We start from the raw sequence: 13,622 nt of genomic DNA, 5'->3' as shown, positions 1-13,622 counted from the left end.
CATGGTGGAAAAATGATAAAAATCGTTAAAACGAAACCTGCCGAATATACAGGCGACATGCTTGTTTATCTTGTCCGGCAGATTAAGAAAACCATTTCAAAATGTGATAACCGATCAGTTCAGGAGATGATTGACCGGGCAATTGAATCCGGTGATTTTTCCGGAAAAGAAGGGCAGACCTTTTTGTATTATCCGGAAGTGGCCCCTGACAATAAAAAAGGTGTAAGAAGAATATTAGTGATCGGTATGGGTAAAGAAGATCCTGATCGTGAACTTTTCAGGAAGGCGGGGGGGACGATAGCTTCTACCGTAAAAAAAACCAAGGCTTTGAATATCATGGTAGTGGCTCCGGAAACTACCGGTATGGCAGCGGATGATATTGTCGAATGTCTTGCCGAGGGAGTGTTGCTCGGCAATTATCAATTTAAAAAATATAAGACCGGCAATGACCCTGAGGATGAAGATGGATGTATCAAGGAGGTGGTAATTTTTGCACAGGATGAGGCGCTTGCAAAAAAAGGCATGAAACGTGGCCGAATTGCCTCAGACGCTGTCAGTGTTGCCCGGGATATGGCCAATGAGCCGGCAAATTTCTGGACGCCGACGGACTTCGGTGAATTCGGAAAAGAACTTGCCAGAAAATACCCTTTGAAGGTGAAGGTTCTCGGTAAATCGGATATCACAAAGCTTAAGATGGGAGGATTACTTGCGGTCAACCAGGGATCGGCTATTCCGCCGACCATGACAATCGTTGAATACCGCACAGGGAAAAAGGTTCCCAAGATATTGCTGGTGGGGAAGGGATTGACTTTTGATTCCGGCGGGATATCAATAAAATCCGGCAGCGGGATGCATGAGATGAAATACGATATGTGTGGCGGAGCCGCGGTACTTGCGGTCATGCAGGCCATTGGCGAAGAAAGGCCTAATCATTGCGATGTTATTGCCATTGTTCCGGCAACGGAAAATATGCCCGGGCCTTCGGCGGTAAAGCCCGGAGATGTAATTACCCATTACGGCGGCAAAACCGTTGAGGTTATAAATACCGATGCTGAAGGCCGGCTGATTCTTGCGGATGCGCTTGCTTACGGCGTTGAAAAATTCAAACCGGATGCGGTCATTGATCTGGCAACACTCACCGGCGCAGTTGTAGTCGGCCTGGGGCATCATCGCACCGGGTTGATGAGTACTGATGATCGTCTTGCAGAAAAACTGATTGCCGCAGGGGCGAGATGCGGAGAACCTTTATGGCGTCTGCCGCTGGGCCCGGAATACACCAAGCAGCTCAAGTCAACGGTTGCAGACCTTAAAAACATCGGCAACCGAACCGGCGGCACGATTACCGCCGGAGCATTTTTACAGGAATTTGTCGGTGATGTACCGTGGGCCCATCTTGATATTGCCGGTACGGCCTGGGATTTTACCGAAAAGTCGTATATACCCAAGGGACCTTCCGGTGTTGGCGTGCGAACGCTGCTGGAGTTGGTGAGACATTGGAAACGGAGCTGATCCATTCAGCCCGCTCTCTCCTGGTGAAGATGATTTTTTACATAACATGGCTTCTTTTTAGCAATGGCATGGCAATCAATGAACAAGGTTGATCTCTTACATACCACGGGATATTTTCTCCTGATTGCTGTTTGTTTTTTATTGTTTTCGGTTCAGGATACCTATGCCGGAAAGGAGGGAATAATGTATCCGGAAGATATAAATGAGATGAAACTGACTAAATCGGACATTATACAAAAAGCTGTGGAGACCTTTAAGGACCCGAGTTTCAAGATTGAAAACTTTGATCGCATCAAAGTAATGGTCAGTGAAAAAGCGGTAATTGTTTTTTTCAATATGTCAGTAAGGTATGTGCCCTTTAATGGAGATTTTTTTTATGGGGTGGCGGTTGATTTAACGAGGCGCACAAGGTCTTTGGGACGTTTGAGTAATCCCCGGGATACTCCGAAAGGGGAGCGGCCGATTTTTTATGCGCCTTCGAAAGAATTCGAACAGGCAATTTCATTTGTCACAAAGCTTGTCGGCAAACCGGCGGATAATGCGACAATGGATATACTCGATAATTCCCGGTATTATGATATCCTGGTGATTTCAGAGTTTCAGGAGTCTTCCTATAAAATCGATAAGGCGACCGGCCAGATATTTGATGAGCGGCATAACCATCTGGTTCCGGCAAAGGACATTGAAGAGGAATTATTTCGGGAAATAAAATGAGTTTTTATCCTGTGCGTGATCAAACTGTTTTTGAATAGCAATAAAAAGGTTCTGACCGGTATTACGACTGTATATATTGATTTTTTAGCCTTTGTTAATGATTTCTGGACCGAGTAATACATCAAATTTCAGCCTGTCAAATTCATCCTCCAAAGATTCGACATCCATGGTAAACAAGTCCTTGTCCTGTTCAGTAGTTTTGAAATTCTTGAAAATGCTGACAACCTCTTTGTGGCCGTTAGCTTGTGCAAGTTCTTGGGGCGTTTGGCCGTAACCGGATTTGGTATGGGGATAGAGCCCTTTTTGTAGAAGAAGTTGAACAGGCTTTGCATGGCCCAGCCGTGCAGTTTTGTGGAGAGCGTTTTCTCCCTGAGAATCCCGAAGCGAAATGTCGGCACCTTTGATGATAAACAGGTTGAACAAGTCATAATTGTCAGCTTCACCTGCGGCCATTAATGGACTGATTCCTTTGTTATTACTGAGGTTGATGTCGGCTCCCCGGGCGATGAGCAAGAGGGCTATATCCGTGTAACCGTGAGAAATTGCCAGGATAAGCGGGGTTTCTCCGTTTTCAAAACAGCGGTCTATCTCAACGATTTTACGATCAAGAAGTTCTCTGAGCTTTTTTCGGTCCCCCCGGGTGATGGCCTCTAACAGGGGTGGGGTATTTGTATTCAATTTCATTGTTCCAGGTAAAAGTTCTTTAAAGGTAATTATTCTGATTATACGATTTTTTTCCCTGAAAATAAAATTTGGACAATCAAGCTTTAAATCAATCTTCTTCCTCGCGGTGCATTTCGATCACATTCTTGCCGGTTTTTTTCTGTTTTTTCTGTTCCTCTGCAAAAACGGCAAGCTCAGGGACTATATGTTTTTCGTAACAGTCCGGGCAAATGCTGTGTGAAAATTCAAGTTCATTATTAAATCGCCGGATATAGCTTTCCACTTCTTCCCAATAGTGATCATCATCGCGAATCTTTTTGCAGTATGAGCAGATCGGTAGTAAATCCTGAAGTGATTTGACCTCTTCCTTTGTTTTTTCAAGCTCTTTTAACTTCCATTTGAGCTCGTGATTGCTTTTTTCCAGTTTTTCAGCCTGTTCCCGTACGGTTGTGTGCGCTTCACGAAGTTCATTGTTGCTCAATTTCAATAGAGTGTTTGTCGTATTGAGTTCTTTTGTTCTTTCGATGACCCGGTCTTCAAGTTCCGTGTTCATTTTTTCAAGCCAGGCAAGAAGCTTCTGGTTTCTCTTGGTAAGGATATATTTATCAACAGCGTGTTTGACCTTGATTCTGAGCTCCACTTCATTCCAGGGTTTGAAAATATATTGATATACGTGACCGCGGTTTATTGCATCAACGAGATAATCGACATCCGTATAGGCGGTTATGACCATCCGTGAGGTGTCTGGATAAAGTTCTTTGATGGCATATAACACTTCAACACCGGACATGCCCGGCATGCGTTGATCGGTTATGACGAGCGAAACTTCACCGATCTGCTCAAGTATATCCAGTGCCTTCTCACCGTTTATTGCAGTAAAGATCTCATAATCCCGGTTGAAGGTTTGGGTGAAATTGGTGAGATTTATTTTTTCGTCATCTATATAGAGTATTTTGTTCATTTCAGTACGTTGGCGCCTCACAAATTGTTTTTAAGTACCTAAGGGAAAGTCTGTGGTTTTTATTGGCTCAAAGCAATATCATGAGCTTCTTCATATTCAATAGTAGATTTTTTTAATACAGTGGGAATAATGATTTCCATTTCCGTGCCTTTTTGGGGTTGACTGTTGACTTTAATTTTTCCTGAATGCTTCTGAATGATTCCGTATGAAATACTCAATCCCAGACCGGTCCCCTGACCAACTTCTTTTGTGGTAAAAAAAGGATCAAAGATTTTTTCACGAATCTCATCCGGAATGCCGCAACCGTTATCCTTGATTCGTATATGGACGAATTCGCCTTCAAGCCAGGTGCTGATCCATATGACGCCTTTTCCTTTGATGGATTGAATGGAATTAAGCAATATATTAAGAAAAACCTGGTTCAACTGGCTGGGGTAACACGATACTGTCGGAAGTGTCTGGTCAAGATTTTTAAAAATCTCAATATTGTATTTGTATTCATTGTGGAGCAGGGTCAAGGTGCTTTCAAGGTTCTTGTTTATATCCGTTTGCACCATGAGGTCTTCTTCCGGGCGGGAAAAGTTTTTCAGGTCCTGGACAATCTGTGTGGTTCTCTGGGTGCCTTCGGCAATGTTTGCGATGAGAGTATTCATAATTTCAGGAAGTTTATTAAACTGAAAATCTTTCCGATATTTCGCTGTTATCTTGAAATGATCGATAATCTTGTCTTCGTCACTGTGTTCGGGGAGTTGATTGCAAAGATCAAGAAAGGTATTCAGATCATTCACCCCCCGGGTTAATGGTGGCAGGGCGCCGGAAATAAAATTGGTTGTATTATTGATTTCATGTGCAACACCGGCAACAAGCTGGCCTAATGCCGCCATCTTTTCAGAATGCACTAGTTGGGTCTGGGCCTCCTTTAGCCGCCGCAATGTTTTTTCCAGTTCCTGGTTGGTTTTTTCGAGATAGACGCTGTGTTCCAGAAGTGCATGGGTACGTTCATCGACTTTCAGTTCAAGGTTTTCTTTCAGATTTGCAATGGTTGTTATGGACTCTTCCAGGCCTCTGACCAGATTATTGAAAGTGCCCTCGAGAAGATCAAGTTGATTGGCCGCCTCTATGACAATTCCACGTTCTTCCACTCTATGGATCAGTTTTTTAAGCGGCGCAGTAACCTCTCGAGTGATGAGATAGGTGATAATGCCGGCAAGAAATAGAAAAAATATGCCGCTTGTGATGGTTCTTTTGAGGATTGTTTCAAGGCCTTTCTTGAGTGGAGCCTTATCAATTGTTACGCCGATTGCACCTATAACTCTCTGTTTATGAAGGACATTTTCATTTACGGTATCAAAATAAAGGGAATCGTAAGTCTGTAGGCTGGAGGTCGCAAGAATCGGGCTCCAGAATTCGATATGGTCGGCATGTTCGAGGATGAATAATCTGTTTGGGGCATCTTTTATTTTGATCATTAATTCTTCTGGAGAATAAATATCTATGGCGCAATTAATGTTGTTTTGCCGGTACGTATCTTTTCTCTTGGATGTCAGGGGGGCGCCGTCAGATGAAAGGATACAGGCTTGTATCAGGGAGTTTTCCGTATTAAAAAGCACGCCGTCAATGAGGTTGACAAGCATGTCGTGGTTTTCAGTAAAAACCCCCAGACGCGTGGAGTATGCAAGATTTTTAACATGCATGACCCCCTGGCTATAGAGGTTTTGCTCTAATGTCTGCCGTTGAAGGTGAATGAAAAAAAGATTCAGTGAGCTGAAAATGATAATCATCCCGCAGAAGATATAGAAAAAAACTTTTGCACTGAAATTTTGTTTTAAATATCGGATGGGTTTAATCATTATTCTTCAATTCCTGTATCTCAATGCCGAGATTTTTGGCTACAGAATGATTGACCTGGAGTCTGGTGGTCCTGGCAGGGCGGGGTGAAATTTCATGAGCGGGTGTGCCGTCAACGATCATTTCGGCAAGCTCACCTGCCTGTTTACCCATATCAAAAATGTCGAAAGTAACGGCGATCACCGCCCCTTGTTTGAGATATTTAGAGGAAAATGTAGCAACCGGGATCCTGTTCTCCAGGGAAAAGTAAAGTATCTGCTCAGTGGTCTCAGGAGTTAACACCGTGAGGTCCGGCAGCATCCAGAACAGATCTATATGAGCGGCAATTTCAGAGAGTAATTGCGGAACTTTTTTTGGGTCATCGGTTTTTAGGGCGACGAGTTCAATTTTGTATTGCCGGGCAATTTCTTTAATTTTCTGGACAAGGTTTGAATTTTTCCGGGGATCATAAATGGTACCGATTTTTTTTGTTGCGGGCAAACTACCCAATATTGCAGCCAAATGGGTTTCGGGGTTCAGTTTCATATCAATGCCGGTAATATTTTTCCGGCCGTTAATCAGGGACTCTGGAAAAGGCACCATGAGATAAATTATCGGTATATCAACAACGGGTTCGAGGGCGGCAAGGGCATTAGTGCCAATGGCTACAATGAGTTGAGGTTGCTTGCTTTCAATAGTTTGCTGGAGGTTTTTCCAGCTCCAGTCTCCGGTGAGGAGGAATTCCGTTATCGTATAAGACTGTATTGATTTTTGAGCTTTTTGCGGGGGGATGTTGCGTAAAGTATATCGGAGACCGTCAAGGGCCTCCATGTATGGTTTGAGTCTGGAACTCTGGACAACAAATATATTACCCGTATCCGCAGAAGTTTCTGAAGAAAGAAGAAACAACAGGGAAAGTATGAGAAAAAAGATTTTTTTCATGCCGGGGTAATAGTATTCGAAAGTATTGATGCTCCATTAAGAGAGACAGCACGGAGTCCGAAGCAAAAGGAATCACCGTATGCAGGGAATGCTCTTTTAATTTGAATCATAAGTTTATGAACCGATTATAAATAAATGTTCGCTGTATCTTTTCAACGAAATTAGCCATAAACCGAAAATAGTATTTAGATGTTATTGTGATCGAAGAATCCGTTAATGTCAACTGCTAGATTGTTAGGATTGCTGCAAAAACTGTGTATACCCCAATAAGGTTGATTGTTATTTGATAATGTTGATCATGAATTAATTATTATATTTTACCATAGCATTGATATAACATCTCATAACTACGTTATTTGATTCATCTCATTCATGAACTTTTCCCGTCAAAGTAAGACAGGAGATTGCCTGTTAATTTATTTTCACTTGACAATTACTCTTTATCACATTTTATTAAATTCGTCTTGCCGCAGTCTTTCACAAGTAAATAATACATCTTGGGAGGATATCGCTTTATGGCAGTTTCACAGAGTTCCACTGAGAGGAGAGATCAGAGGCGCTTTCTTGTTAAGGAAGGGGCCTTTACCATTAATTCAACAAAGCCTGGTCTCATCGTAGACATCAGCATGGAGGGGCTTTCCTTCAGATATGTTGACCGTAAGCGTTGGCCGATGGAATCATCTGAGATGGATATCATTATCGGCGATTATGAATTCTTTCTTCCAAAAATTCCATATGAGGTTGTTTACGATACAAAGGCCCAGAGTGATTTTCCTGATGAGACCTTTGTTGTGAAAAAATGTGGGGTTCGATTCGGTAAACTGACCACGGGGCAAACGCGTAAGCTTGAGCATTTCATTGAAAGCAATGCTGCCGTAGAAATGGAGTTTTCACTTTCCGCCTGATTTTTTTTTCATACATTTAAAAGCCGCCCAGATAATTACTGAGCGGCTTTTTTTTTGTTTAGACCAGTGGTGATTTAATCATGAATATTTCATGAAATTTTCTGATAAGGATTACCGGGTCTTTTTTATGCGCACTGATTTATTACGGAGACTGATTTTTTCAAGAATATTTCTTTGGGCCAGTCTTTGCCGTTTGTGGCGAGGGACAAAGATCGGCTTCAATGTGTCGCGATCCAGGCCGGTCACATACATAGCCGTGGAAAGGGTTCCCGGTGTTGGCGTGAAATCCTGGAAATGTTTTACGGTAAGGCCGTTTTCCTGGATGGAAATTGCCAGTTTTTCCATGTCGCTGATTGTGCTCCCCGGGTGTGAGGCAATGTAGTAGGGCGAAAATCCAATAGTCTTATGTGCTGCCTGCGCAGTTTCCCTGCAGGTTTTCAGAAATTCAGCGAGAAGTGTCGAACCATTCTTGTGCATCAGGCGCAGTATTTCCGTCTGGCTGTGTTCAGGAGCTATTTTCATTAATCCCGGAGTGTTTTCGCTGATCAGTTTTTTGAGCAGTTTCGGAGTTTTCAGCAGAAGTTCCATGCGCATTCCCGAAGAAATGAACACGTTTTTTATTCCTTTTACGGATGTTGCCTCGCTGAGGAGCTGGAGGAATTGATTCTCGTCAATCCGCAGGTGTTTACAAAGGCCAGGGTTGAGACAATCATGACGTTTACACGGATTGGGACTTGCGCAGGAGGTGCCGTACATGTTGGCGCTGGGGCCGCCAAGATCGCTTATGGTTCCTTTGAAGTCTTTGGAAAGAGCAATTTTTTCAAGTTCTTTAATAATCGACATTTTGCTTCTTGTGCTGATTATCGGCCCTTGATGTCTTGAAATAGCGCAGAAGGAGCAATTACCGTAGCATCCCCGGACAATGGTCACAGAATCGCGGACCATGGCGTACGCAGGTATGTTCCCTTTATTTGCCGGATGGGGCAGGCGGGTATAGGGGAGGGAATAGAGGAAATCCATTTCCTGTGTGTCAAGGGGGGGGGGCGGAGGGTGCTGGAGGACCCACATGGCCTGCTGTTTTTGGATAATTGATATATTTTCGAGGCTTCGGGAATATGTATCAATCAGCTTTTCCGCTGCCATAAATTTCGGCAGATCAGCATGTATTTCCTGCCAGCCGGGCAGGACAACAGAATCGATGTTTTGGGTCCGGAGCTCAATTTCCTTGTCGGTAAGTCGTTCGCATGTCCCGTCGATTTCCGCAAGGCTTTTTCCTTGAGATCTTCGGCTGGCGATTTCCAGCACCGCACGTTCTCCCATTCCATAAACGAGAAGATCGGCCTTGGCGTCGGTGAGCACTGAATTTCGTATTTTATCCTGCTGGTAATCAAAATGGATGAAACGCCTTAAGGAAGCTTCAATTCCACCGAGAATAACCGGAACATCTGGATATGCGGCTTTAGCGAGGTTGGTATAGCGGATGGTTGCCCGGTCGGGCCGCCGTCGTCTTGTTTTGTTTTTGTCGTCTCCAAAATACGGATTGCCCAGAGGCGAATAATTGTCCTGATCCCTGACTTTGGCATTGCCGGTGTAGTTGGCAACTATCGAGTCGAGATTGCCGGCGGTAATCCCGAAAAACAGCGCCGGTCTGCCGAAACGCTTGAAATCCTCAGAAGAATTGTGTTCCGGTTGAGCAAGAATTGCTACCCTGTAACCATGGGCCTCGAGCCATCGGGCAATTAACGCGACCCCGAAAGAAGGATGGTCGATGTAAGCATCTCCTGTGACCAGGACGATGTCCACCGCATCCCATTTGTTTTGTTTCATCTCGGCGCGGGATGCCGGGATGAACTGGTTGGTTTGATTTTGCATCGAAGAATGTCTTGTCGGCCGGGATAATTTATGAGGCCACCAGGAGGCTTACTTTTCTCCTGCGAGAAAATAAATGAATTGAGTGAATTTTTCCTGCTCAAACTGGCCAACCATCTCATCTTTCATCATGTGCAGGGCCTTGAATGGCTCTTTGGCATCGCCATAGGGACGCTTTGTGGTCAGGGCGTCATATACGTCGGCAATGGCGGCTATTTTTGCCTGATCGGATATTTCGACATCTTTGAGTCCGTGAGGATAGCCTGCGCCGCTTACTTTCTCATGATGATGAAGGATGATGTCGAGAGAAATGTCGGAAAGGTGATTTTTCATCATTTCATATCCTTTAATGGGATGCAGCTTTACTTCTTCATATTCTGACCGCGTGAGTTCGCCGGGCTTTTTGAGAATCTCGTCGCCGATATATGCCTTGCCGATATCATGCAGCAGACAACCCAGGACGATATCGTCCAATTCCTTTTCGGAATCTTTGCCGATCATCAGACAGAGTCCTGCGGCAAAAACTGCTACATTAACACAATGAGTGAAGGTTTGATATTTGGGAGACCCCAGCTTGAGAAGCATCGCTATGGCATCGGTATAGGTTAGAGAAAAATTTAAAATATTTGATGCAATATTCTGCGCACGTTTGATGTTTTCGCGTTTTCGCGGGGCCTGGAGGACATCTTTTATGACATTTTCCGCACAGGAGTAAACCAATGACGATTTTTTCTCAAGAGGGGTGAGCTTGTCGTCGATGAGGGTGGGAAGGGAGTCCTCAAGAAATTTCCAGTAATTGGAGTTGTCTTCTGTACGGATATAAAAGGTATGAAAATATTTACGTGAAACAATTTCCTTGACGTTGGAAAGCTGTGAATCCCTGCCTATCAACAATAACGGTTCGTGGGTATCATCATCTTTTTTGCCGCAATAAATATCAAAATCAACGACCCTGTCTTCCGCAAGAAAGTAGCTTTTATTGATTGGAATATATTCACTTGTCCCGAACCGCATGGGCAGACCTGTTATCATTTAAATTGGGTATTGAAAGCACAACGTCGAACAAGGTGATTATTCGCACGCGGGCAGATGTATGTATAGTTATGTATTAGATTAAAAAATTTCCCGCAATGTATTCATTAACTGAGTCGGGGTTACGGGTTTCTGAATGAAATGCAGATCCGGGTTATTTTCAATTTCTTCCTGCATTATTATGTGGTCGGAATAGCCGGACATGAAAACAACTTTGAGGTTCGGACGTTTTTTGATGGCCGCATTCGCAAGTTCCTTGCCGTTCATGCCGGGCATAATAACATCAGTGAGCAATAAATGGATCGTGCCATTATAGGAATCTAATTGTTCAAGGGCATCAACGGGGTCACTGGAACTGATAACATGGAAACCATGATGCGACAGAGACTCCTTGACCAGCTGCAGGACATCTTCATTGTCATCAACTACCAGGATTGTCTGGTCACCGGTCATAAATGCCGGTTGTTCCGGCACAGCAGGGAGCTCTTCTCCCTTGTCAATAAGCGGGAAATATATCTTGAAGGTGGTTCCGTGGTTTTCTTCACTGTAGAGCCAGATATGACCATTATGTTGTTTTACAATGCCGAATACCGTAGCAAGCCCAAGCCCCGTCCCTTTTCCTGGAGCCTTGGTTGTGAAGAATGGATCAAAAATCTTGTGCTGAATTTCTTTTGGTATGCCCAGTCCGGTATCGGTCACTGAAAGGGTAATATACATGCCAGGTTTTACATCCGGGCGACTCTTTGCGTATTCTTCATCAATATAAATCTCAGATGTTTCAATGGTCAATCTGCCACCGCTCGGCATGCTGTCACGGGCATTGACCGAAAGATTCAGGAGAATCTGCTCAAGCTGGCTGGTATCGGCAAGAATATTGCCGATTTTATCCGGTGTCTTAATCTCCAGCGTTATATCGTCGCCGAGCATCCGCTGGAGCATTTTAGTGATATTGAGGATTATTGGATTCAGATTGACGATTTTTTTCTCAAGGACCTGTTTTCTGCTGAAGGTGAGAAGCTGCTTGGTAAGCGCGGTGGCTTTGAAGCCGCTTGCCAGAATTATTTTGAAATATTCACGGGCCGGATCATCTTCAGGGAGTTTTAAAAGTGCAAGTTCACAATAACCGTTTATGCCGGTAAGGATATTATTGAAGTCATGGGCGATTCCTCCGGCCAGAAGTCCTACGGACTCCATTTTCTGGGAATGGATCAACTGCTCCTGCAGTTTTTCCTTATCAAGTTCCACAAGTTCCCTCTGCTGGATTTTTTCCTGGAGGTCGTCTGCCATTTCTTTCATGAATAATATGGCATCGCCTAACTCATCGGAGTACACCGGTGGCGCCTTGTAATCGTATTTTCCTTTTCGTATGAAATTCAATGAATGATGGAAATTATCGAGAAAGGCTCTTATCCTCCGGGTTGATAACGCCCATAACCAGAAGGTGATGAGCGCGGTCATTATAATGATTGCAAGGATAATGTGCTGGATTTGCTTCCGGGTTTTTTCGACTTGTATGGTGAGTTCTGCTATGGTCCTGTTGGCAATTGTATAAAAACGCGAACTTGTTGTTGAAAGGAAATCGGTGCGGTCTAGAATGGCAAGTTCGTTGAAATAGTCCTGCTCAACAGTGGATACGACTTTATCAAAGGCAATTGTAAAATTGGCATCATTAATGAAACGGTTCATTTGCCGACGAATATCTTTTAATTGTTTCAAATGCGAAGGGTTTGTATTGTATTCGTGTCTGTATATGATTTTTTCGGCGGAACTGAATAATTCAAAGGCTTTTTGAGGAACTTTTTTTTGCTGATTTTGTAAAACGGTGAAAAGAAGCTGCATTTCAGTAATAGCCTGGGTGTGCATTGCTTCTCTTAATAGTTCTTTGGGGATAAGTTCTATTGCCGCATCCTTGTAATACAAGACAAAGTCATCAAGATGATTTAATTCCGCGAGCAGGTCGGCAGGTAAGGTTTTCTTCCCCTTGAAATTGATTATCTGATGAGCCAGGGCATAGGTTGCTTCGATTTTGTTTTCAAGAAGAGGTAAGTCTGAAATATTGAGATGGAAGTTGTGGTTCGAATGAAAATGGCCGAGTTCGCTGATCTGAAATTTGAAATCGTACAGTGTTCTTATTTCCTTTCGATTATCTTCGAGCTGTTTCAAGCCGAAAAAAACTGTTGACCCAAGAAAGATGGTTATCAGGGTCAAAATCGAGAAAATAATAAAAACTTTACGGGAAATAGAGATATGCATTGATTAAAGGTTTTTTCTCGCCTGATGATAGGTGTCCATTAAATAAAGTTCCTCGGCAAGTCTCCCTGATTCGTAGGAAGATTTGACTTTCCCCCTGATCTTGTTTGAATCAATCATTTCCTTGATCCAGAACTCAACCCCACGGTCCCAGTCTGCATCGAATTCGGTAATGAAGTTGATTGTCGGAAGTGATTTTTTTTCCACTTCAACCGGCAGATCCAGCCATTTTGAAATTTGCTGGGCAACGAGTTCCGGGTTTTCGTTGATAAAATTATTTGCTCGAAGCATCAAGCTTACAAAGGATGTTGTGATTTCGGGATAAAGGCTGCTGAATTCGGTGCGGGCGGCAAGGGCGCAACAGGGGTTGTTCTTCCATTTGCCTGCGGGCGGCAAGTCACTGAGGTCGGCGATGAGTTTTCCTTTTTCCTGGTATTCAGCAAGGGCCGGAAAGGGTTGGTTGACAACAAAACCGTCAATAATTTCATTTTCAAGGGCCGGAATAAGATTTTTGGCGCCGTTAAGATTTATCAGGGTAATCTGCGCGTTTTTATCATCGAGGTTTTTTGTAAAGATAATTCCTGATTCCTTGAGGGCGCTTTCAAAAATGAGGTTTTGCACTGACACGTCAATCTTGTAGCCGATTCTGATTGGGGTGTTACTGTTCCGGACATAATTTTTAAATTCCTCCCAGCTGTTTACGGGATTGTTTTTTCCTAAAACCAGGCCGGAACCTTCGGTCATGACCGGCGCGAGGATTTTAATGTATTTTCCTTGATCAATATAGCTGATCATGGAGGGCACGCCGCCAAAGGCCATGTCGAACTGGTCTTCGGTGAGCTTTCGGATAAGCTGTTTTCCGCCGGTGCTTGAGTCTAAAGACAAACGGGCAATCGGCGTGCCGTTTTTCACAAGCAGATACGATTTCCTGAAATCTTTTTCTTCAAGAT

General features: G+C 43.7%; 11 protein-coding genes. 3 read left to right on the top strand and 8 right to left on the bottom strand.

Annotated features, from left to right (window positions below; all coding sequences use genetic code 11):
* The first annotated feature begins 12 nt into the window (after window positions 1–12).
* Window positions 13–1,509, top strand: a complete 1,497-nt coding sequence (locus KKE17_04480) for a leucyl aminopeptidase (GenBank protein ID MBU1709243.1) — start codon at window positions 13–15, stop codon at window positions 1,507–1,509.
* A 183-nt stretch (window positions 1,510–1,692) separates the two neighbouring features.
* Complete coding sequence (locus tag KKE17_04475) at window positions 1,693–2,223, top strand: hypothetical protein (GenBank protein MBU1709242.1); 531 nt, start codon at window positions 1,693–1,695, stop codon at window positions 2,221–2,223.
* Between the two features lie 84 nt (window positions 2,224–2,307).
* Here the strand turns inward: KKE17_04475 and KKE17_04470 are convergent, their stop codons facing one another.
* The 4 genes from KKE17_04470 to KKE17_04455 all read right to left on the bottom strand — a co-directional run bounded on the left by KKE17_04470 (window position 2,308) and on the right by KKE17_04455 (window position 6,616).
* A complete protein-coding gene (locus tag KKE17_04470; protein MBU1709241.1) occupies window positions 2,308–2,901 on the bottom strand; it encodes an ankyrin repeat domain-containing protein in 594 nt (197 codons plus the stop codon).
* 94 nt (window positions 2,902–2,995) lie between these two features.
* The gene (locus tag KKE17_04465; protein ID MBU1709240.1) at window positions 2,996–3,847 is read right to left on the bottom strand and encodes a response regulator; all 852 of its coding nucleotides are present in this window, start codon (window positions 3,845–3,847) and stop codon (window positions 2,996–2,998) included.
* A 59-nt stretch (window positions 3,848–3,906) separates the two neighbouring features.
* On the bottom strand, window positions 3,907–5,697 hold the full coding sequence (locus KKE17_04460; protein MBU1709239.1) for a hypothetical protein: 1,791 nt from the start codon (window positions 5,695–5,697) through the stop codon (window positions 3,907–3,909).
* Window positions 5,690–6,616 (bottom strand): ABC transporter substrate-binding protein, encoded by a 927-nt coding sequence (locus KKE17_04455; GenBank protein ID MBU1709238.1) that lies wholly within the window; start codon window positions 6,614–6,616, stop codon window positions 5,690–5,692. The genes KKE17_04460 and KKE17_04455 overlap by 8 nt, the downstream gene beginning before the upstream one ends.
* A 515-nt stretch (window positions 6,617–7,131) precedes the next feature.
* Between KKE17_04455 and KKE17_04450 the strand changes: the two genes are divergently transcribed.
* Window positions 7,132–7,521 (top strand): hypothetical protein, encoded by a 390-nt coding sequence (locus KKE17_04450; GenBank protein MBU1709237.1) that lies wholly within the window; start codon window positions 7,132–7,134, stop codon window positions 7,519–7,521.
* Between the two features lie 111 nt (window positions 7,522–7,632).
* On the opposite strand, the gene KKE17_04445 is transcribed toward KKE17_04450, so the two are convergent.
* From KKE17_04445 to KKE17_04430, 4 genes are all read right to left on the bottom strand, one after another.
* Entirely contained in the window at window positions 7,633–9,393 is a 1,761-nt protein-coding gene (locus KKE17_04445) for a YgiQ family radical SAM protein (protein MBU1709236.1), read from the bottom strand.
* 48 nt (window positions 9,394–9,441) lie between these two features.
* On the bottom strand, window positions 9,442–10,404 hold the full coding sequence (locus tag KKE17_04440) for an HD domain-containing protein (GenBank protein MBU1709235.1): 963 nt from the start codon (window positions 10,402–10,404) through the stop codon (window positions 9,442–9,444).
* Window positions 10,405–10,503: 99 nt separating this feature from the next.
* Window positions 10,504–12,675, bottom strand: coding sequence for a response regulator (locus KKE17_04435; GenBank protein MBU1709234.1), 2,172 nt, complete (start codon window positions 12,673–12,675; stop codon window positions 10,504–10,506).
* A gap of 3 nt (window positions 12,676–12,678) precedes the next feature.
* Window positions 12,679–13,622 (bottom strand): ABC transporter substrate-binding protein (locus KKE17_04430; protein MBU1709233.1); only part of this gene is annotated, 944 nt, incomplete at its 5' end.

The sequence above is a fragment of the Pseudomonadota bacterium genome (assembly GCA_018823135.1).
In the GTDB taxonomy this organism is placed as follows: Bacteria; Desulfobacterota; Desulfobulbia; order Desulfobulbales; family CALZHT01; genus JAHJJF01.
Note: the sequence above shows the minus strand (reverse complement) of the source record. Positions and strands in the feature narration are given on the sequence as shown.